We start from the raw sequence: 19,867 nt of genomic DNA, 5'->3' as shown, positions 1-19,867 counted from the left end.
CGCGTCACCAGAAGGCCCAGAACAGCCCCTGAGCTGCTGCAACAGGGATGACGCAGGACGGCTTCGGCTGCGTCATCCCGCGTCACCTGCGTCACCCCATGACGCACGCCTGCGTCACCGATGACGCACCCCCAAGCCTCTGCGTCACCACAAACCCGCAGGTCAGAAGCGCAAATGACGCTGATGACGCGATGACGCAGAAAGCCGCACCTCGGACAGACGCCACGTGGAAACGGGCGCGTTCGACCTACCAACTCAAAAGAGAGCCAGCCCGTGGAGGCAGCCGTGAGCACAGCTCCGCCCACCTCAATCGACGCGCTACGGGTGCCGGAGGTCATGACGGCACTGCGCCTCAGCCGCAGCAAGGTCTACGACCTCATCCGCTCCCGTCAGCTCGAAAGCTTCACCATCGGCCGGTCCCGCCGGATCGCTGCCGACTCCCTTCGAACCTTCATGTCCGAGCGAATCGAGGAGGCCGCCTGATGGCGCGCAAGAGGAATCCGAACGGCGCCGGCAGCATCTGGCAGCGCAAGGACGGCCGCTACGAAGCCCGCGTCTACGTCCCCCAGCCCGACGGGACCCGCAAGCGCAAGACTGTCTACGGCGCCACCTGGGAAGAATGCGACACCAAGCGCCAGGAACTGGTCCGCCGCGACCGGCAAGGAATCCCGACCCCCACCCGATCGGCCAAGCTCTCTGAGTGGCTGCCGTACTGGCTGGAGCAGTACGTCGAGCCGCGCCGAAAGCTCAGCACGTTCGACAAGTACGAGTCCCACGTGCGCCTGTACTTGGTTCCGTTGCTGGGCACCAAGCGGCTGGAGTCGCTGAGCGTCGCCGACGTACGCCGTTTCATCACCAGGGTGCAGAACGCCCAGACGGCAGCGACCGCGAAGGAAGCGCACCGAGTGCTGCGGACTGCGCTGACTGCTGCCGTGCGGGAGGAGCTGATCACGCGAAACGTCGCGTCGCTGGTGGAGCCACCGCGTGTCAAGCAACGGGAGATCCACCCCTGGACTTTGGACGAGACGCTGGCCTTCCTGGAGGCCGCGCGTCGGGACCCGCTCTATGCCGCGTTCGTACTGGCTGTGGCCATGGGCCTGCGCCGTGGAGAGCTGGTGGGTCTGCGGTGGTCGGATGTGGATCTGGACAACCGGGTGCTCCACGTCCGTCAGCAGACTCAGCGACGCAGGGGAACGCTGTACGACGACGACCCCAAGAGCCGTCGAAGCCGCGTGGTGCCGATGCCCGCGCTATGCATCGCGCCGCTGCGCTGGCACCGACTTCGGCAACGCGAGGCATTCGCACAGTCGGGGTTCGCATGGTCTGAGACCGGCTACGTCTTCGCCACGAGGAATGGCCGGCCGGTGGAACCGCGCAACGTCTACCGGTCCTTCACCCGAGTCGCTGCCGGTGCCGACCTGAGGGTGGTCCGGCTGCACGACGCGCGGCACGGCTGCGCGACGTTGCTCACCGCGGCCGGTGTGGCCCCGCGGGTCATCATGGAGATCCTCGGGCACAGCCAGATCAGCATCACGATGGACGTGTACACACACGTTGTGCACGACACCCAGCGGGAGGCGATCAGCCACATGGACCACCTGCTCAGGCGACGCCGACCGGCCGCCTGAGAGGCAACTGCCGTCAATTGCTGCCGTCAAAACGGCCCGGACCGTGATCGGTCCGGGCCGTTTGTGCTGGTGCCCCCGGCAGGATTCGAACCTGCGACACCCGCTTTAGGAGAGCGGTGCTCTATCCCCTGAGCTACGGAGGCGGGGCCTTGCGTGAAACGTGGATGAATACTCTGCGTGATGATTCATCCGGTTCCGGCGAGGGAGTGGACCGCCGCGTGCGGCAGTCCCAGACAGCGTAGCGGATGGGGCTGGGGCGCGGTGGGCACCTCGGATCAGTTCATGATCGTGAAGGCTCTCGTCGATCGCCGCTGAGGCCAGCTGTGACTGTGTCGGAGTAGTGGGGTCTTCTTGGTAGCGGGCTGCGCTGGTGGCGTTCTGGGCGAGGGGGAAGCCGAGGACGACGAGGCTTTGGGCTTCTGCGCCGAAGGCGAGCATGCGGCGGTTCACGGGGAGCGGTCGGGTTGGGGGAAGCCGGCTTCGGTGTCTTCGCGGCCGCCGTAGAGGGTTTGGCGGACGGCAGTGTGGTCGGGGATCTGTAGCAGGTGTTCGGCGCGGTGCAGGCTCGTCTCGGTGGCGCTGCGGCCTCCGTCTCGCACTCCGGTGGTGGTGACGCAGACGGATTCGCGGTGCTGGTGGGTCCGCGGGGCAGGGGACGGCGAGCACGTGGTACCAGTCGGCGGGCCGGCGCGGCGTTCGAGTTTGCGAGGGTGGCGCTTCGGGGGGCAATGCCGATATCAGGCTCGGTCCGCCACCGTTTCAGCTCGGCGCGCCCTGCGTCGGTAATGCCCGCTGCGCCAGGGAGCCGAGCACAGCGCTCAGTCCGCCAGTCCGGCGCGATAGGCGTAGCGGACGGCCTGTGCGCGATCACGTACGCCGGTCTTCGCGAAGATACGGTTGATATGCGTCTTGACCGTCGCGCGGCTAAGGAAGAGGCGTTCACTGATTTCGGCATTGGACAGCCCCTGCGCGATCAGTGCCAGGACCTCCGCCTCACGGGCAGTCAACCGCTCTGGCAGCGGGGCGAGGATGTCCCACCTCGGCTGAGCTGGTTCGGGTGCGGTGGTCGGGGAAGCCGGCGCGTCGCCGTTCGGAACCGCCTCGGACTGGGGCGGCAGGCCCGAGGTGACAGCCGTGACCAGACGTTCCTGCACCACCGGATCCATCCAGACCCGGCCGTTGTGGACGGCCCGGATCGCCTGTTCGATCTCATCCGCGCCCGCGTCCTTGGTGAGATATCCCTTCGCCCCCGCTCGCAGCACGGGGAAGACCGACGCGTCGTCCGCGTAGGTCGTCAGCACCAGCACCGCGATCGCCGGGGCTTCCTCGCGCAGCGTCCGGGTTGCGGCGAGACCGTCCGTGCCGGGCATCGCCAGGTCCATCAGCACGATATCCGGGTGGTGCTCGAGGGCCAGCGCCACCGCCTCCGCGCCGTCGGCCGCACCACCCACGACCTCCATGCCCGCATTCAGGCCGACCAGCAGCATCAGGCCCTCGCGGGTCACCCGCTGGTCATCGGCGACCAGCACCTTGATAGGGGCCACGGAATCGCTCATGCCGGAATCTCCATCTCCACGATCCAACCCTGTCCTGCGGGCCCGGCGTGGGTGACGCCGCCGACCTGTTCGATGCGCTCGCGCATGCCCCGCAGCCCGTTTCCACTGCCCGTCCACGCTTCGACGGGTGTCACGGCACCGTTGGTCCCGGCGCCGTCGTTGTCCGTGCGGGCAGCCCGGCCCTGGTCCGAGATGGTCAGTACGGTGGCCTGGGGGGTGTAGTGCAGCACCACGGCGGTGGGTGAACCGGCCGCGTATCGGGCGATGTTGGTGAGCGCTTCCTGGGCTCCCCGATAGAGCGCGAGGTTCGTCTCCGGCGCCAGCGTTCGGGGCTGCCCGGCCACTGACAGTGTGATCGGCAGCGCGAGGTCGCGGCGGCACCGGCCGACCAGGGTCGTGAGCTGGTCGGCCATGGGTATGTCGTCCCCGCGCAAGGCGGCGACGGCCCTTCGCGCGTCGGAGAGGCCCTCCCGGGTCAGTTCGCCGCTGCGTACGATCAACTGGTGCAGGGCCGAGGCGACCTGGTCGCGCTCGGCGAGCTTGCGGGCGCCCTCCAACTGCACGGCAAGCGCGGACAGGGACTGCGCCAGGATGTCGTGCAGTTCCCGGGCGATCCGCGTGCGTTCGGCGACGGCGGCGGCACGTGCCTGTGCCTCACGAGAGTCCTCGAGCTCGGCGAGCAGCAGCTCCGTGTGGTCGTGTCGCAGCCGGGCCTGACGGGCGAAGACGTAGACGGCGCCGAGCACCACGCAGAGCAGCGCGCAGGCCACCGCAACCTGGAACGCGTTGCGGGACGGACTGACGTATGCGGTGATGGCCGCGATCGCCACGGTCTGGGGTGCGGCCAGCAGGACGGCGAGGCGAGGCCGCAAGCGCGCGAAGACCAGCGCCACGGCAGTGGAGACGGGGACGACTGCCATGGAGGCCGACTGGAGGAACGCCAGCGTATTGCCGCTGACACCGAGGACCAACGACAGTGCGGCCGTGGCCGCCTCCGACTTCGCGGTGTCGCGGGCCAGGGCCGCGATGGTCAGTGACAGCACGCACCCGGCCAGCGCCAGGCTGATGACGAGGCGTTCGCCGGTCACTCCTGGGTGCGGCCGGCTCTGCAGGACTGAAGCGATGGTGAGGACCATGACCACCCACAGCATCAGGTGCATCCGCGCACCCTGACGCCTGGCACGCTCGGCCGCACGCGACCGGGCCTCCGCCACTCTTGGGCTGTCCTCTCTACGACCGCCGGGCGGCGTTGAGCTCATGACGTACAGCATAGGAGCAGCCGGTCCCGGAGAAACTGGGCCCGGCTGCTGACGTACGGTGTTCACACCGCAGCCGGGCGAGAGGTGGCTGCGGAAGAAGTCAACCGGTAGGCGCGGTACCGGATCGCCACCAGCCGGGCCACGACCTCGGCGAGCGCCATCAAGACGAAGGCCGCCACCCACGCCTGGGAACCTGAGATTCCGTGGGTACGGCTGAAGTCGGAGATCGCGTCACCGGCGCCGTGATCGTCGGCGAAGGCGAAGCCCATCCGGAGCGCCATGCCGAAGACCCACAAAGCTGCCGCGGTGAACCCCGCCTTGGCGAAGATGCCGTCGGCCTTGCGCTGAAGGTGGGTGGTGAGCCCGCAGAGCACCCCGAGAACTACTCCCGAGCCGGCCAGCACGAGTTCAAGGACGAGATCGTTGCCACCTGTCGGCACCGACCGTAGGTAGTACAGGGCGGTGGCGCTGACCAGCACGACGGGAAGTACCAGGTTGATCAGGTCCAGTCGGCTGCCCCGAACCTGGCGTACGACGAGCAGGATGAGGATCCCGTTGACGAAGTAATCGGTGATGTTCATGGCTGTAAGACTGCTCCGACCGTGTACGCCAATCGTCAGACCCTGGGTTGAGCAGCGGGTTGAGAAGCGCCTCCATCCGCGGGTTGATGGGGGTGACTCAGCTATGCGCCAAGGCACGACGAGTCCATCGCGAACTGAGGCGTGTTCAGGTGGGCGCCCTGCGGCGGCGGAAGCCCGCGGCGTGGGACGAGGTGTGCGGCGACTGCGCGGAGCGTCAGCTCACCATGACAAGCTCAGCGAGGCAGGCCTGATCGAGGTCACCGGCACCGGCGCGCGCAACCGCCGCGAGTACGGCATCACTGACGCGGGGCGCGCCGAGCAGCACATTTTGGCCGATCTTGGCCGCGCCGTCGCCGGCCACAGTGTCGACGCCCAGTGTCCCGCCGGGCATCGCCAACGGGTACGAGGCGCAGGCGCACACCAGAGACAGCGTCACCGACCGCAGTGCAGCGTCCTTGGGGGCCCGGGAGAGCTGGTACAGCTTCCACATCATGGCCATGACCGGTATGAGCAGCAGGACCGCCATCTACAACCACCCTCGGTAGTCGCCGAGGGCGGCCTGCACCTGGCGGACTGAGGGGTCTGCGGAAAGGGGCGCGGTCACGTTGTCGAGCACCAAGGCCCACTCCAGAATGATTGTCGCTACGAGTTCTGCATCGCATTCCTTCTGGTCGTCGTACGAACAACGCCGGAGTACCTTGTGTGCGCCCCCGGGTTCCACGCGCGGGACCATGGCGTCCGGATCGACACTGCCGCCCTCGTGGTGGGCCAGCATGTGGCCGATCTCGTGCAGGATGATGTGATCTTGGTGGAGACGGGTGGTCTCCTCCTGGTAGAGAATGACGTCGGCCTCGGGCGTCTCGACCAGAAGCCCCAGGGGGCCCGGCTGAGGCAGCGGCGCAGGCTGCAACTCGATGTCGCGCCCCCACTTCGTGCCCAGAGCCTTGCACAGCGCTGCGACGTCCAGCGGCGGCTGGATGCCCAGCTCCCGCAGCTCCTGCCGCAGGCGCCGCTCCATCTCACGCACGCCAGGCCGCGAACTCCCGGCACGCCGACGGTACTTCCTCAACGCCGCCGAACGCTTTGTGGCAGCGCCGCCCGCTCCGGCCTGCGAGGCGGAGTGGACGATACGCGTGGAGGGCAGAGTGCTCGCCGCCCTGCGATCCAGGGGTAACCGCTTCCACCACATGGGGCCCGTCCTCACTGCTGTAATCGGTCGCCTCGCGCACAGCTCACCATGGCGTGGAGGCAGTATCGGCCGAGGCGGCCCGTTCCTGCCTCTTTCTCTTGGCTTACCTGCGCCCACATTGGCGAGATATGGACAGCATCCAACTCGGGGTGAGCACCCTGACATAAGGATTCTGGCTCAAAACGTTCGATGATCACGCAGTGCGATAGAGCTGACAGGGTGGCAACCTCAGGGATCGCACCACCGCCTCCGTCTCCGGGCGTGAGGCGACCGCCCTTCCCCTGCGGAGATCGGGCGGTCCTCACGGCAGCCGCCTCAACAAGCGTTGTCCTGTTCACCGTGGACTACAGGGCCCCTGGGTGCTCCTGGCGACAGGCTGGTCGCGTTCGTGGGCTGGTCCCGCGTCGAGTTGTGCGACCGCACCCTCTGTCAGGTCGCCGCCGACGCCGCACTCAGCGCCCTGGCCGGGCGCTGTCTCCGTGATCCTGCGGCAGCGGCGACCTGCTCCGGCGATCGCGATCACGTGGGCTCCATGCTGATGGCTCCAGGGGGCGATCCCTGGAGCCATGACGCATATCTGGGCCACCAGCCAGAGTTGGGCTCCCGGCGGGCTCCCACGGATGCGGCACAGGCAGTGGCGTGGCCCGGGAGATGCGGGGATGGCGGTGGCTGGGGAGGGGGTGCTGCCGTCGGGGGGTCAGCCGCCGATGTGCCAGCTGACTGTGCCGTCCGTGGTGACGAGGAGGGCGAGGATGAGGAGGTCGGTGGCGCCGAGGGTGAGGCCGAGGAGGGCGCGGCCGCGGCGGGTGGTGCCGCGGGCCAGGGCCAGGGTGCCGAGGACCAGGGTGCAGGGGCCGAGGAGGAGGTTGAGGACCAGGGTGCCGAGCAGGCCGAGGATGAAGGAGGCCACGGCCATGCCGTCCGCGTGGCGGCGGAGGCGGGAGGCGGCCGGGGCTGCGGCCTGGGCCGGCTTGGTCGGCTTGGCCGGAGTTGTCGTTCGGATGGCTTCGCTGAGCGTGGTCATCGGGAAGTCACCTCGTTGTGGTGGCGGCGTTCGCGGAGGAAGAAGACGAGTAGCCAGCCGGCGATGGCGGCGGCCGCGACGAGGGTGACCGGGACGGGGAGGTGTGCCGCGGTGCCCAGCAGGACCCCCATCAGGAGGAGGGCTGCGACGAGGAAGAGCATGATCTTCCTTTCCGATTCCAGAGGACAGTTGTTCACTCAGTTCCTTCAGTCTACGACCGCCGCCGGGTGGAGTAGTTCGGAGAACGGTTGTTTACTGGATGACATGAGTCACAGTCTTGGAGTCCGGCAGGCCCAGAAACAGAAGACCCGTCAGGCGTTGCTCGATGCGGCGCTCGGGCTGCTGGAGGAGCAGAGCCTGAGCAGCCTGGGGTTGCGGGAGGTCACGCGGGTGGTGGGGGTCGCCCCGACCGCGTTCTACCGGCACTTCCGGGACATGGGGGAGCTGGGCGTCGCCCTGGTCGAGGAGGCGTTGGGGAGTCTGCATGTGATGGTGCGGGCGATCCTCGCCGAGCAGGACCGGGCCGAGGAGCGGATCGACCGTACGGTCGCGGTCGTACAGCAGCATGTGCGCCACCATCCGCTGCACATCCGGTTCGTGGCGCGCGAGCGGCATGGCGGGGTGCGGGATGTGCGGCTGGCCATCGCGGGGGAGCTGGACCGGTTCGCGGAGGAGGTCGCGGCGGCGCTCAAGTCCCAGCCGGTGTCGGAGGGCTGGCGCGATGACGATGTGCGGATGCTGGCCGAGCTGTATGTGGACCGGTTGGTGACGACGGCCGCGGCGCTGCTCGATGCCGAGGCGGACGGTGCGGAGGGGGCGGCCGAGCAGGTCGTACGGGTGGCGCGGCGTCAGCTGCGGCTGATCAGCGTCGGACGGCGGCACTGGCTGGCGGAGGGGAGGGGGAAGGGGGCGGAGGGTGCGGGGTAGGCGCTAGGCGCGTGCCGGGGTTACCCGTACGCGATAGGTGCCGTCCGGGTTTTCCGTCAGGACCGTGATGGCTGCGCCGGTGGTGCGGTCGGTGTAGGTGTCGCCGGGGCGGAAGGTGGCGTCGGTCAGTTCCGGGTCGACGTATTTGTTGTCGCGGTAGCAGCCGCCGCTGTGCGGGGTGGCGTCCACGATGCGGAGGGGGCCGCGGCCCGAGGGGACGTGGGTGGCGACGCGGTAGATGAGGATGCCGGGGCGGCAGACCGTCGGGTCCAGCAGGCCGCGGGTGCGGGCCTCGGCCACCAGGGCGGTGTGCGGGGAGGTCGGGATGACGACGATCTTTGTGCCGCCGCGGGCGGAGACCGGGGTGAGGGTGTGTTCGCCGGGTGTCCCGCGGTGCGGGACGCAGTGCACCTGATCGGCGGAGAGCCAGCCGAGTTTCCACTTGTGCCAGCCGACGAAGTCATTGCTCGGCCCCCAGTCCTCGTCCATCGGGTCCCAGTGCCCCGCGGGGGGCGGGGCGTCGCGGCCGTCCGTGAAGTAGAGGTCGGGCAGGCCGAAGCTGTGGGCGTTCTCGTGGTTGAGGACGCGGAAGGCGCTCAGCCCGGATTGCCGGCTCCAGATGAACGACGCGTTCCGGAACGGCACCCCGTCGGCGGTCCGCAGCCCCATGTCGCCACCGCTGAAGGTGACCGAAAGGACCGTACGGGTGGCGGGCGGCCCCGCGTTGGGGGTGGCGATGATGTTGATGACGTCGTAGTCGCGGAAGTCGACGAGGGGGTCGACGGCGCGTACGACTTCCCGGGAGAGGGCGTGGTAGCCGCCGTCCGAGGCCGGGTCGAAGCCGGCGCCGCGCTGGATGCCGTACGCCGCGAGCGGCCGGGACATACGGATCCATCGGAGCAGCGGCCTGGGGCGGTAGGTCAGCCTGCCGTACGAGCTGGTGCGGAAGTAGTCCGTCGCGGCCGGGAAGAACTCGGCGAAGCGGTCGCCGGGGGACATCGTGGCGTGGGCGTCCGGGAAGTCGATGAAGAGGGTGAGGGCCTCCACGGCGCCGGACGAGCGGGAGAAACCGGCGGGGGTCTCGGCGGATTCGGCGACGTCGTCGCTGATGCCGCGCAGCGCACACGGGCCGCGCGGCGGGGCGCCGGGCGCCGAGGGTATGGCCACGGCGCTGGGCGGTGAGCCCAGGGCTATCGCCGCGGCGGCGGTGGCCGCGCCGGCGGCCAGGACCGCGGATACCTTGTGCTTCATATCAATCACCTTGGGTCGGCGGGTGATCGCTCGCGCGCGGGATTACGTCAACTGGAGTCATGGCGGGGTGGGGTGGGTCGCGGCACGTGGTCGCGCCCGGGAGGGGCTCCGGAGCGGGCCTTGTGTGAGCGGAGCGCGGCGCAGGGAAGAGGCGGGCGCGACGCCTGGGGCGGACGCGGCAGGCAAGGGTGTGGTTCAGGTCACGTGCGGGCGTGAAATATCCGGGGAGGGTGTCCCCGTTTAACCAGGCGTCCGGGTGAAACGGGGAGCCTGTCCCCGGTTCGTGCGGGTCGTCGAGACCGCACCAGGGCCAGCCGCCGAAAGGCACCGCCAGATGAGGGGAGTGAGCTGCCGTGACCGCCGTCGCCGCATGCGTGAAGTCCGGGAAGCAGGAGCAGCAGCCCCGGCTGCGGGCCGATGCGCTGCGCAACCGGGAGCGGATCATCGCGGCCGCCCGCGAGACGATGGTCGAGTTCGGGGCCGAGGTCCCGCTCGATGAGATCGCCCGGCGCGCGGGTGTCGGTAATGCGACGCTCTATCGTCACTTCGCGGATCGCCTGGAGTTGATCCACCACGTCACGCTGTCCGTCATGTCCCGTACCGCGGACCGCGCGGAGAGCGCCCTCGCCGAGGAGGCCGATGCCTTCCAGGCGCTGAGGCGCTTTGTCCACGCCGCGGTGGAGGAGCGGATCGGGGCGTTGTGCCCGCTGCTCGCCGACGGTGTCGACCGCGACCACCCCGATCTGTGCGCCGCGCGGGATCGTCTGGAGGCGGCCGTCGAGGCCGTCATGGCCGCCGCCCGCGACAGCGGCCAGCTGCGCACCGACATCGCCGTCGGTGATCTGATGGTCGCGATCACCCAGCTCACCCGGCCGCTGCCGGGCAGCCGCTGTCCGAACTTCGACCAGTTCGTGCACCGGCATCTGCAACTGTTCCTGGACGGTCTCCAGGCACCCGCCCGCTCCGAACTCCCCGGCGCCGCCGCCACTTTGGATGACTTGAGGCGCCGCTCGTAAACCGGCGGGCCCTGCACCGCCGACCGTCACCCCCCCGTCCCGTCTTCGCTCCCTTTCGCTCACTGCACCAGTAGGTGGATCCCGTCATGCCTGAAACCGTCCCGTCCGTCGATCCCCGGCGCTGGAAAGCGCTGATATTCATCGCTCTCGCCCAGCTGATGGTCGTGCTCGACGCGACCATCGTGAACATCGCGCTGCCCTCCGCCCAGCAGGATCTCGGTATCACCGACGCCAACCGGCAGTGGGTGATCACCGCCTACGCACTGGCCTTCGGCGGTCTGCTGCTCTTCGGCGGGCGCGTCGCCGACCTGTGGGGACGGAAGCGGACCTTCATCATCGGGCTCGTCGGCTTCGCGGTCGCCTCCGCGCTCGGCGGGGCCGCGGCCAACCAGGAGATGCTGCTGGGCGCCCGCGCCCTCCAGGGTGTCTTCGGTGCGCTGCTGGCGCCGGCCGCGCTGTCGCTGCTGGCGGTGACCTTCACCGAGGCCAAGGAGCGGGCCAAGGCGTTCGGCATCTTCGGTGCGATCGCCGGTGGCGGTGGCGCCGTGGGGCTGATCCTCGGCGGGGTGCTGACCGAGTACATGAACTGGCGCTGGACCTTCTTCGTCAACATCCCGTTCGCCGTGGTCGCCGCAACGGGCGCCTACCTGGTCATCCGTGAGCCGGCCGGGAGCCGTAACCCGTCCCGGCTGGACATCCCCGGCGTCATCCTGGCCACCCTCGGCCTGGTCTCGCTGGTCTACGGGTTCACCCGCGCCGAGTCGGACGGCTGGCTGGCCGGGCCGACCCTCGGTCTGTTCGTCGCGGCGGCCGTGCTGCTGCTGGCGTTCGTGCTGGTCGAGGCCAGGGTGAAAGCCCCGCTGCTGCCGCTGCGGGTGCTCACCGACCGGAACCGCGCCGGTGTCTACGCCTCGCTGGGCCTGGCCGTGATCGGCATGTTCGGTCTCTTCCTCTTCCTGACCTACTACCTCCAGATCGTGAAGGGCTACACGCCGGTCACCACCGGTCTGGCCTTCCTCCCGATGATCGTCGGCATGGTCACCGGCTCCACGCAGATCGGCGCCCGGCTGATGACCCGCGTCCGCCCGCGGCTGCTGATGGCGCCCGGTTTCACGGTCGCCGCGCTCGGCATGCTGGTGCTGACCCAGATCGACCTGGACACCTCCTACCCGGCGCTGATCCTGCCCGGCTTCCTGCTGATGGGCCTGGGCATGGGTACGGCGTTCATGCCGGCCATGTCGCTGGCCACGCACGGTGTCCAGCCGCGCGACGCCGGCGTCGCCTCCGCGATGGTCAACACCTCGCAGCAGGTCGGCGGCGCGATCGGTACGGCCCTGCTGAACACCATCGCGGCCAGCGCCACCACCGCGTACGCCACCTCGCATGCGGCCGGTGCCCGCTCGGCCGACCTGCTCAAGCTCCAGTCGATGGTGCACGGCTACAGCACCGCCATCTGGTGGGCGGTCGGCATCCTGGCCCTGGCCGGCGTGATCGCCTTCACCTTCATCAACACCGGGCGGCCGGGTGCCGGTTCGCCGGCGGCCTCCTCGGCCGAGGGCGAGAGCACGGTCCTGGGTTCGTCGGAGGGCGAGGGCGAGATCCAGGTGCCGGTCATGGCGCACTGAGCGGGGCGGCTACGGGCCGGACCGTACGGGGGCGGGCGGGGCCGGGCCGGACCGTACGGCGTGGGGCTGGGGGGCCGGGCCGGACTCCTGTCCCGCCGCGGCCTGCCCCGGCCCTTCGCCCACCCGGGCGTCGGCCTCTCCCGGTTCCGCTGGTCCGTCAGCGCAGCCAGGGGAGGTCGGCGCCTTTCGGTTGCAGTCCTTCGGTCATCACTTGGCAGATCTCGGCGAGTTGGCCGACCTGCTCCGGGGAGAGACGGTCGAAGATCGCGGAGCGTACGGCGGCGACATGTCCGGGGGCGGCCTTCTCCAGGACCCGCATCCCCTCATCCGTGAGAAGGGCGTTCTGGCCCCGCTTGTCGGACGGGCAGTTCTCGCGCCGTACCCAGCCGTTCTTCTCCAGGCGCGCGACCGCATGCGAGAGCCGGGAGCGGGTGATCTTGGCGTTCTGAGCCAGCTCGGTCATCCGCATCCGGCGCCGCGGTGCCCGGGAGAGCTGGACGAGCAGGCCGTAATAGACGTGCGGCATCCCCGCGTCCCGTTGCAGCTGGCGGTCGAGGTGGTCCTCCAGGAGCGTGGTGGCGTGGAGGTAGCACTGCCAAGCGAATTGCTCCTCGTCGCTGAGCCAGCGCGGCTCGGCTGCGGGTTCGTTGCTCATACCATCCACTCTCTCACCACTCGGAGAGTTATTTAAGTTTTAACAACGTCGAATTATGCCCAAATCCTTACACTTGAATCTTCAAGTACATGGTCCTGTTGATGTTGCGGTCATCCGCACCACTACTGCCAAGTGTGACGCCGTGGAGCGGCGATGTCCGTAACGGGCAGCCCACGATCTGGTGGCACCTGTGCCGCGTCCGTCAGCCGGCCTTGTCGATCAGCGCCATGGCGTTCAGGGCGGCCGACAGGGCACGGGTGTCGCCGTCCTCGGAGGTGGCCGCGACGTCCAGAGCGGTGTCGGCGAACTTGATCGCATGCGCGTCGCCGTGGGTGACCGCCCGCGCGAAGACCTCCTCGGGTGTGAGCCCCTCGGCGCTCGGTGCCGGGCGCGGGGTGTCCGCGGCGTAGAGCGTGGTGAGAGCGGAGGCCGCCGTCCAGGCCACGGCGAACGAGCTGGTCCAGAGCTCCCGGGGGAGCGCGGGCAGGGTGCGCAGCACCGCGTTCGGTGCGGTGGCGGCGTGCACCAGCAGGATGGCGTCACCGTGGCCGTGGTCCGCGTAGTTGAGGGTGGCGGCCCGTACGAGCGCGGTCAGGCCCTCGCGTGCGGCTTCGGGGTCCTCGGGGAGGTGCAGCGATTCGGTGGCGCTCAACCAGCCGGAGAGGTGCGGGAGTTGCGCGTAACCGTCCAGGGGCGTCACGTCCCGCTCGGGGATACGGGGGAGGGTGGCCAGGGCCTCGGCCGGGGTGGCGCCGCCCCGGGGGTGCACCGTGGTGGGCAGGAGCAGATGGCGGGCGGCCCAGTAGCCGAGGGCGTGCGCGAGCTCCGCGATCCGCGCCTCGTCCTCCCCTTCCGTCAGCAGGCTGCGTACGGCATGGCCCACGCGGATCACGGGGTGGGTGGCGGCGCCGGCGATGCCGGGCAGCAGCCGGGGCCACCACACGGCGAGGAGCTCGCGCCAGGGGTGCTCGGCGATCTGCTCGGTGAAGTAGCCGGTCCAGTCGGTGGCCCGGCCCGGATCGCCCAGTGCCTGCTGCCAGTTGGCGTCGGTGATACGGGCACGGGGAGCCGGTACGTCCTCCAGCCGCTGTGCGTAGGTGTCGAGCCAGCGGTGGACGGTCCGGGCCTGGCCGTTGCGGACCATGGCTTCGACGGCCATCGGGCCGTGATTGCTCAGATAGCCACCGAACTCGGGGCCGGCGGTGTGCAGTCGTAACAGGGCTTCGTCGAGGGTGCCGTTCGTCGTCTCCATGGCCCGAGGCTAGGTCGGCGCGAAGGCGTCCCGTAACGGGCTTCCGGCCTACACCGGTGGTCTTCGCGGCCTATGCCGCCGGTCTCGACGGCCTACTGCGCCGGCCGTAAGGCCGCTGCTGAGGGCGGTCGCGGGGGGGGGGCGTGCGCCTGCGGCGCGGTGCGGTGGTTCCCGGGGCCGGTGTCCCGAGCCCCCCGCGTGTCCCGGGCCCCCGTGCCCCGAGTCCGGTGTCCCGAGCCCGTGTTCCGGCTCCGGTGTCCCGCGGCCATACCGGACAGGAGGTGTCGGGTATTGGGGGGAGGGTGCTGCCATGACGCGTGAGGGCAGAGGCGGGGAAGGCATCGGGAGCGGCGCGGGCGGCGAGGGTCGTGCGGTCGGCTGGTCGGTGGTGGAGGCAGCGGTTCCGGAACTCGCCCGGTGGGTGCGGGAGCGCTTCGGGGCGTACCGGCACCACGTCCTGGCGACCGTACGGAAGGACGGCGCACCGCGGCTCACCGGTCTGGAGGCGGACTTCCGCCACGGGGAACTGTGGCTGGGCATGATGACCGGCTCGCGGAAGGTGGCCGATCTGCGGCGCGACCCGCGGTTCTCGCTGCATGCCAATCCGGGGCCGGGCACCGATCTGGCGGGCGGGGATGTACGGGTGTCCGGGCGGGCGGTGGAGGTGGCCGACCCCGGTCAGGTCGCGCGCTATGCGGCGGCGGTGCGGCCGCCGGAGCCGTTCCATCTCTTCCGGGCGGAGCTGACAGAAGTGGTGCGGACGTCCACCGAGCCCCCGTATGTGGTGGTGGAGACCTGGGTGCCGGGCCGCGCGCCGCGCACCATCCGGCGGACCTCCAACGACCCGGCGCGGCAGGGGGAGTGCGGGGGCGGGCGGCCGGGCTCAGCGGACGTCGCGGGCCCCGGACCGGATGTCGTCCGGTTCGAGGTGCCAGCTGATGACGCGGCGCGGATGGACGCGGATCACGTCGTTGCTGAAGAAGTCGGGCGCCATCGGCGGCGCGTCGAGGGTCAGTAGTTCGGCGCGGCCGCGGATCTCCACACCGCGGCCCCAGCCGGGCGCGACCGGGTCGTCGGCCGGGGCCATGTCGTCGATGAGCAGGGAGACTTCGGGGCGGGCCTGGGCGTTGCGGTACTTCTGGCTGCGCCGCAGTGCGGGCCCGCCGATGTCGAGGGTGTCGTCGTCGTTCAGCACGAAGCCGACCGGGCGTACCTGGGGCCCGCCGGCCGGCCCGACGGTCGCCAGACGGGCCAGCGGCTGGCCGGCGAGGTAGGCGCGCTCCGTGGGAGTGAAGACCTTCCCGGTGGTGCCGGGGGCGGACGCCGTCGCGGCGGGCGGGGCGGCGGCGTCCGGTGCCGGGGTGTCCGGGGTGTGCGGCGTCGAGCCGTGGGAGGGCGTGGTCATATCGCTGACGCTAGGACCTCAAGTGCAATTGAGGTCAAGGGGCGGCTTCAGTGAGTGGCCACCGGCAGTCGGTGGGCCCGGTCGCCCCGGTGACGGTGGTGCTCGTGCGGCCGGTGGAGGCCGTGGGGCTCGCGGACGCGATGGGTGCGGAAGATGTAGAGGGAGGCTACGAACATCACGGCGCCCATGGTGAGGCCGAAGGCGCACGACTTGAGGATGGCTTCGCCGCCGAGGCTGTAGGCCCAGCCCATCGAGCAGCCGAAGAGCGCACCGTAGGCGGCCGCCCGGGTCTCGGTGATCATGGTCGACTGGAAGTGGGCCACCAGCAGGCCCAGTACGCCTGACACCACCGCCCCGGCCAGCCCGTACAGCATGGCCGGGCCGCCCTTGATGCCGGCGGTGTGCGTGCGGAAGATGATGAAGCAGCCGAAGGCGAGCGCCGTGATGATCGGCAGCGTCACCGTCGCCGGGAGGTGCCTGGCCCGCTCCTTCATGCCGGCCATCCCCGAAGCCCGCGGCAGGGCAGGGGCGTCGGTGGTCGCGCCGTGTTCGGGTTCGACGGTGCCGTGGGAGCGGGCGGCCCTCGCGCCGTGCCGCTGGGCGTGCTGGTCCATGGCGGGCTCCTCTCGGTTTCCCCCGCTGGCCCTCCTGTCCAGGCGACACCCGGGCGCCGCCCGCGGCAACCGGAACGGCGGGCGGTCGGGTGTCGGGCGGCGCGGGGAGCCGGTGACCGGCGGGTTCAGCCGAGGTCCTTCTGGTACCAGGCCACGTCCCAGTAGCGGTCGAACTTGCGGCCCACCTCCGTGAACGTACCGATGTGCCGGAAGCCGAAGCGGGTGTGAAGGCGGTGGGAGGCCTCGTTCGGCTGGGCTATCCCGGCGTAGGCGCGGTGCACGTCCTCGTCGGCCAGCGCCTCGAACAGGGCCTTGTACAGGAGCGTGCCGATGCCGCGGCCGGCGGCGTGCGGGGCGCAGTAGACGGTGACCTCGACGGACGGGGCGTAGGCCGCCTTGGGGCGGAACGCGCTGCTGGTGGCGTAACCGAGCAGCGCACCGGCCGGGTGTCCGGGACCGGAGGGCGCCGAGCCTGCGGGGGGATCGTGTGCCGGACCGTTGTGCGGGTTTTTCGTCCGTTCTGTCGCCTCTTGGGCAACCAGAAGACGGTGCGGGCCGTCTTGGGGGTGGGAGAGCAACCACGGGCGGCGCTGATCCGGAGTGAAGGGCTCCAGGTCGAACGTGATGGAGGTCTCACGGATGTAGTGGTTGTAAAGATCGGTAAGGGCCGGCAGGTCCGCCTCGACGCCCGCTCTGACCTGCACTTCCCCGTGTCGTTGCAGCATCTGGCCTCCTAAATGGAGCCGCAGGGTACTGCATGATCAGAAAAATAGCGGGGCCTCCTGGGAATTCTGTCCGGATTCCAGCCGTTGTTTCCTTCGGACGGGCCACGCGGCGAGCATCGGTTTCGATGCCACCACCCGGCCCGCCCACCGTCCCGCGACCGACTCATCGCAAAGGGAGCACACGCATGGCAACCCGTGCCGTCGCCCGCCGTCAGGAAAGCAGCAGCGGTTCTGACGGGGCCAACAAGGTTCGCGCCGTAGGCGGGGAGATCGCCGACCGCGACCTGGTCGGCATGTACCTCGACGAGATCGCGCGTACGCCACTGCTCGACGCGGCCAAGGAGGTGGAGCTGTCCCAGACCATCGAGGCGGGTGTCTACGCCCAGCAGATCCTGGACGGCGAAGTCACCGACGGCAATGCCGCAGGCGCCGGCCGCGAGGAGCTGGCCGCGCTGGTCGAGGAGAGTGCCCGGGCCAAGGACGTCTTCATCCGTTCCAACCTCCGCCTGGTGGTGGCCGTCGCCCGCCGCTATCCGCGCGCCGGGCTTCCCCTGCTGGACCTGATCCAGGAGGGCAACGCCGGTCTGGTGCGTGCCGTGGAGAAGTTCGACTACACCAAGGGCTTCAAGTTCTCGACGTATGCGACGTGGTGGATCCGCCAGGCCATCACCCGCTCCATCGCCGACCAGTCGCGCACGATCCGGCTGCCCGTGCACCTCGTCGAGGAGCTGGGCCGGATACGCAGGGTGCAGCGCGAGTTCAACCGCGAGAACGGCCGGGACCCGGAGCCTGCGGAGGTCGCCGGCGAGCTGGGCTCCACGCCCGCCCGCGTCACCGACGTTCTCGACTGGGCGCGCGACCCGGTCAGCCTCAACATGTCGGTGGACGACGACGGCGACACCCAGTTCGGGGATCTGCTGGAGGACACCTCCGCGGCCTCGCCCGAGCAGTCCGTGCTCACGCTGCTGCGCAGCGAGGAGCTGGAGGACCTGATCGACCGCCTCGACCACCGCACCGCCTCGATCATCAAGGCGCGCTATGGCATCGAGGACGGCCGCGAGCGCACGCTGACCGAGGTCGGCAAGCAGCACGGCCTGACCCGCGAGCGGATCCGCCAGATCGAGAAGCATGCGCTGCTGGAGCTGAAGCGGATGGCGCATGACACGGGATTCGACGCGGCAGCGTAGCGAGCGCGCGGGTGCGCGCGCCGCGACCCGAGGCACGGTCTGTGACGGACGAGCCCCGGCGCCCTTCGAGGCGCCGGGGCTCCGTTGCGTCCGGAGCCGGGGGCAGCGCCGACACACCTCCGACCGGATGTCCGTTTGAGTCTGCCTGACGCCCGGGTCTGTTTACTTTGCAGGAATCCGGGCGTAGTGTCGCGCTGGAACCACAGGCTCGGGCATGAACGGACACACGCTGATGTACGCACCGGAGCGCCAGCAGGAAATTCTGCGGCTCGCCCGTGAGGGCGGCCGGGTCGATGTGCTCTCCCTCGCGGAGGAGTTCCAGGTCACCGCCGAGACCGTGCGGCGCGATCTGAAGGCCCTGGACCGGGCCGGACTGGTGCGCAGGGTGCACGGCGGAGCCATCCCGGCCGGCCGGCTGGACTTCGAGCCCGACCTCGCCGAACGGGACGCCGTCGCCGCCGACGAGAAGCAGCGCATCGCCCGGGCCGCGCTCGCCGAGCTCCCCGGAGGCGAGGGCGGCGCCGGCAGCTCCGGGAGCGTGATCCTGGACGCCGGCACCACCGCCGCCCGGCTCGCCGCCGAGATCCCGCTGGAGGCCGAGCTGACCGTCGTCACCCACGGTCTGCCGGTCGCCGCGCGGCTGGCCGACCACCCCGGGCTCACCCTGCACCTCGTGGGCGGCCGCATCCGGCGCCGTACCCGGGCCGCGGTCGACGACTGGGCGCTGCGTGCCTACCGCGAGATCAACGCCGACGTGCTGTTCCTCGCGACCAACGGCTTCTCCCCCGACGGCGGCCTGACCACCCCCGACCTCGCGGAGGCCGCCGTCAAGCGGACACTGATCGCCGCCGCCCGCCGGGTCGTCCTCCTCGCCGACTCCGCCAAGTTCGGGCAGCAGCACTTCGCCCGCTTCGGCGAGCTGTCGGACGTGGACCTGCTCATCACCGACACCGGTCTGAGTCCCGACGACGCCCTCGCCATCGAGCGTGCGGGCACGGAAGTAGTACGCGCATGATCCTCACCGTCACCCCCAACCCCAGCCTGGACCGTACGTACGAGATCCCGGCGCTGGACCGCGGGGCCGTGCTCCGGGCCACCGGCGACCGGATCGACCCCGGCGGCAAGGGCGTCAATGTCTCGCGCGCGGTCGCCGCCGCCGGGCACCGCACCCTGGCCGTACTCCCGGTCGGCGGACCCGCCGGCGGGGCGCTGGCCGGGCTGCTGAGCGCCGAGGGTATCGAGGTGGCAGGGGTGCCGGTGGCCGGCCAGACCCGCTCCAACATCTCCGTCGCCGAACCCGACGGCACCCTCACCAAGATCAACGCGCCCGGCCCCGAGCTGTCCGCAGAGGAGTCGCAGGAGCTGCTCGCCACGGTCGGTGAGCGGGCCGTGGGCGCCGACTGGATCGCCTGCTGCGGCAGCCTCCCGCGCGGTCTGGCCCCCGAGTGGTACGCGGAGCTGGTCGCCCGCACCCACCGGGTCGGCGCCCGGATCGCCCTGGACACCTCGGGCCCCTCGCTGACCGCGGCGCTGCGCGAACGCCCCGACGTCGTCAAGCCGAACGCCGAGGAGCTCGCCCAGGCCGTCGGCTGCCCGCTCACCACCCTCGGCGACGCGGTCAAGGCCGCCGAGGAACTGCGCGCCTGGGGCGCCCGCGCCGTACTGGCCTCCCTGGGAGCCGACGGCCAGCTCCTGGTCGACGAGGAAGGCGCCTACTACGGCAGCGCCCCGGTCGCCGCCGTCCGCAGCAATGTCGGCGCGGGCGACGCCTCACTGGCGGGCTTCCTCACCGCGGGCGGTACGGGCCCGAGGGCGCTGGCCGTCGCCCTGGCCCACGGCGCGGCCGCCGTCCAACTCCCCGGCAGCCAGATGCCGACCCCCGCCGACCTGGACACCGCCGCGGTCCGCATCACCGACGCGATGCCGTTCGACCGCCTGCTGACGGAGCCGGTGCAGTGAGGAGCGCGCAGCCA

At 70.4% G+C, this 19,867-nt stretch carries 22 protein-coding genes, 1 tRNA gene and 1 pseudogene; 9 read left to right on the top strand and 15 right to left on the bottom strand.

The features are described from left to right. The first annotated feature begins 285 nt into the window (after positions 1–285). Both CP981_RS16590 and CP981_RS16585 read left to right on the top strand, forming a co-directional pair. Complete coding sequence (locus CP981_RS16590; protein ID WP_085925812.1) at positions 286–483, top strand: helix-turn-helix domain-containing protein; 198 nt, start codon at positions 286–288, stop codon at positions 481–483. Further along, on the top strand, positions 483–1,628 hold the full coding sequence (locus CP981_RS16585; RefSeq protein WP_085925761.1) for a tyrosine-type recombinase/integrase: 1,146 nt from the start codon (positions 483–485) through the stop codon (positions 1,626–1,628). The genes CP981_RS16590 and CP981_RS16585 overlap by 1 nt, the downstream gene beginning before the upstream one ends. A gap of 67 nt (positions 1,629–1,695) precedes the next feature. Here CP981_RS16585 and CP981_RS16580 read toward each other — a convergent pair. From CP981_RS16580 to CP981_RS16545, 9 genes are all read right to left on the bottom strand, one after another. Further along, positions 1,696–1,771 (bottom strand) — tRNA-Arg (locus tag CP981_RS16580). Between the two features lie 303 nt (positions 1,772–2,074). Next, positions 2,075–2,227 carry a hypothetical protein gene (locus tag CP981_RS37740; protein WP_158092661.1) on the bottom strand — a complete coding sequence of 51 codons (153 nt, stop codon included), beginning with the start codon at positions 2,225–2,227 and terminating at the stop codon, positions 2,075–2,077. 219 nt (positions 2,228–2,446) lie between these two features. Further along, positions 2,447–3,184 (bottom strand): response regulator transcription factor, encoded by a 738-nt coding sequence (locus CP981_RS16575; RefSeq protein WP_085925760.1) that lies wholly within the window; start codon positions 3,182–3,184, stop codon positions 2,447–2,449. Next, on the bottom strand, positions 3,181–4,344 hold the full coding sequence (locus CP981_RS16570) for a sensor histidine kinase (RefSeq protein WP_158092660.1): 1,164 nt from the start codon (positions 4,342–4,344) through the stop codon (positions 3,181–3,183). Before CP981_RS16570 ends, CP981_RS16575 begins: the two co-directional genes overlap by 4 nt. 161 nt (positions 4,345–4,505) lie before the next feature. Beyond that, positions 4,506–5,024, bottom strand: coding sequence for a hypothetical protein (locus CP981_RS16565; protein ID WP_085925758.1), 519 nt, complete (start codon positions 5,022–5,024; stop codon positions 4,506–4,508). Between the two features lie 214 nt (positions 5,025–5,238). After that, complete coding sequence (locus tag CP981_RS16560; protein WP_085925757.1) at positions 5,239–5,550, bottom strand: hypothetical protein; 312 nt, start codon at positions 5,548–5,550, stop codon at positions 5,239–5,241. Next, entirely contained in the window at positions 5,551–6,042 is a 492-nt protein-coding gene (locus CP981_RS16555) for an ImmA/IrrE family metallo-endopeptidase (protein WP_085925811.1), read from the bottom strand. Between the two features lie 868 nt (positions 6,043–6,910). Continuing rightward, positions 6,911–7,237 carry a hypothetical protein gene (locus CP981_RS16550; protein WP_085925756.1) on the bottom strand — a complete coding sequence of 109 codons (327 nt, stop codon included), beginning with the start codon at positions 7,235–7,237 and terminating at the stop codon, positions 6,911–6,913. Beyond that, a complete protein-coding gene (locus CP981_RS16545; protein ID WP_167536106.1) occupies positions 7,234–7,398 on the bottom strand; it encodes a hypothetical protein in 165 nt (54 codons plus the stop codon). Before CP981_RS16545 ends, CP981_RS16550 begins: the two co-directional genes overlap by 4 nt. A gap of 103 nt (positions 7,399–7,501) precedes the next feature. Between CP981_RS16545 and CP981_RS16540 the strand changes: the two genes are divergently transcribed. Beyond that, positions 7,502–8,164, top strand: coding sequence for a TetR family transcriptional regulator (locus CP981_RS16540; protein WP_085925810.1), 663 nt, complete (start codon positions 7,502–7,504; stop codon positions 8,162–8,164). Positions 8,165–8,167: 3 nt separating this feature from the next. Here CP981_RS16540 and CP981_RS16535 read toward each other — a convergent pair whose 3' ends face one another. Further along, positions 8,168–9,415, bottom strand: a complete 1,248-nt coding sequence (locus CP981_RS16535; protein ID WP_085925755.1) for a M6 family metalloprotease domain-containing protein — start codon at positions 9,413–9,415, stop codon at positions 8,168–8,170. 353 nt (positions 9,416–9,768) lie between these two features. Between CP981_RS16535 and CP981_RS16530 the strand changes: the two genes are divergently transcribed. After that, a complete protein-coding gene (locus tag CP981_RS16530) occupies positions 9,769–10,431 on the top strand; it encodes a TetR/AcrR family transcriptional regulator (RefSeq protein ID WP_085925754.1) in 663 nt (220 codons plus the stop codon). 86 nt (positions 10,432–10,517) lie between these two features. Next, positions 10,518–12,056, top strand: coding sequence for an MFS transporter (locus tag CP981_RS16525; RefSeq protein WP_085925753.1), 1,539 nt, complete (start codon positions 10,518–10,520; stop codon positions 12,054–12,056). Positions 12,057–12,213: 157 nt separating this feature from the next. On the opposite strand, the gene CP981_RS16520 is transcribed toward CP981_RS16525, so the two are convergent. Both CP981_RS16520 and CP981_RS16515 read right to left on the bottom strand, forming a co-directional pair. Next, the gene (locus tag CP981_RS16520) at positions 12,214–12,711 is read right to left on the bottom strand and encodes a MarR family winged helix-turn-helix transcriptional regulator (RefSeq protein WP_042156153.1); all 498 of its coding nucleotides are present in this window, start codon (positions 12,709–12,711) and stop codon (positions 12,214–12,216) included. Positions 12,712–12,913: 202 nt separating this feature from the next. Next, positions 12,914–13,963 (bottom strand): questin oxidase family protein, encoded by a 1,050-nt coding sequence (locus tag CP981_RS16515; RefSeq protein WP_085925752.1) that lies wholly within the window; start codon positions 13,961–13,963, stop codon positions 12,914–12,916. Positions 13,964–14,351: 388 nt separating this feature from the next. On the opposite strand from CP981_RS16515, the pseudogene CP981_RS16510 reads away from it, so the two are divergent. Beyond that, positions 14,352–14,810, top strand: a pseudogene (locus tag CP981_RS16510) (pyridoxamine 5'-phosphate oxidase family protein); the annotation flags it as partial. A 36-nt stretch (positions 14,811–14,846) separates the two neighbouring features. On the opposite strand, the gene CP981_RS16505 reads toward CP981_RS16510, so the two are convergent. From CP981_RS16505 to CP981_RS16495, 3 genes are all read right to left on the bottom strand, one after another. Next, complete coding sequence (locus CP981_RS16505) at positions 14,847–15,368, bottom strand: PPOX class F420-dependent oxidoreductase (RefSeq protein ID WP_085925751.1); 522 nt, start codon at positions 15,366–15,368, stop codon at positions 14,847–14,849. Positions 15,369–15,415: 47 nt separating this feature from the next. Beyond that, positions 15,416–15,982, bottom strand: a complete 567-nt coding sequence (locus CP981_RS16500) for a hypothetical protein (RefSeq protein WP_085925750.1) — start codon at positions 15,980–15,982, stop codon at positions 15,416–15,418. Positions 15,983–16,107: 125 nt separating this feature from the next. Continuing rightward, entirely contained in the window at positions 16,108–16,707 is a 600-nt protein-coding gene (locus CP981_RS16495; RefSeq protein WP_085925749.1) for a GNAT family N-acetyltransferase, read from the bottom strand. A 185-nt stretch (positions 16,708–16,892) separates the two neighbouring features. Between CP981_RS16495 and CP981_RS16490 the strand changes: the two genes are divergently transcribed. The 3 genes from CP981_RS16490 to pfkB all read left to right on the top strand — a co-directional run bounded on the left by CP981_RS16490 (position 16,893) and on the right by pfkB (position 19,853). Continuing rightward, positions 16,893–17,894, top strand: a complete 1,002-nt coding sequence (locus CP981_RS16490; protein ID WP_085925748.1) for a sigma-70 family RNA polymerase sigma factor — start codon at positions 16,893–16,895, stop codon at positions 17,892–17,894. Positions 17,895–18,126: 232 nt separating this feature from the next. Next, entirely contained in the window at positions 18,127–18,909 is a 783-nt protein-coding gene (locus tag CP981_RS16485; protein ID WP_085925809.1) for a DeoR/GlpR family DNA-binding transcription regulator, read from the top strand. Continuing rightward, a complete protein-coding gene (pfkB, locus tag CP981_RS16480) occupies positions 18,906–19,853 on the top strand; it encodes a 1-phosphofructokinase (protein ID WP_085925747.1) in 948 nt (315 codons plus the stop codon). The genes CP981_RS16485 and pfkB overlap by 4 nt, the downstream gene beginning before the upstream one ends. The last annotated feature ends 14 nt before the right edge of the window (positions 19,854–19,867 follow it).

Origin of the sequence: Streptomyces platensis (genome assembly GCF_008704855.1) — a bacterium.
In the GTDB taxonomy this organism is placed as follows: Bacteria; Actinomycetota; Actinomycetes; order Streptomycetales; family Streptomycetaceae; genus Streptomyces; species Streptomyces platensis.
The sequence above is the reverse complement of the archived record's forward strand: the minus strand, read 5'-3'. Positions and strand labels throughout refer to the sequence as shown.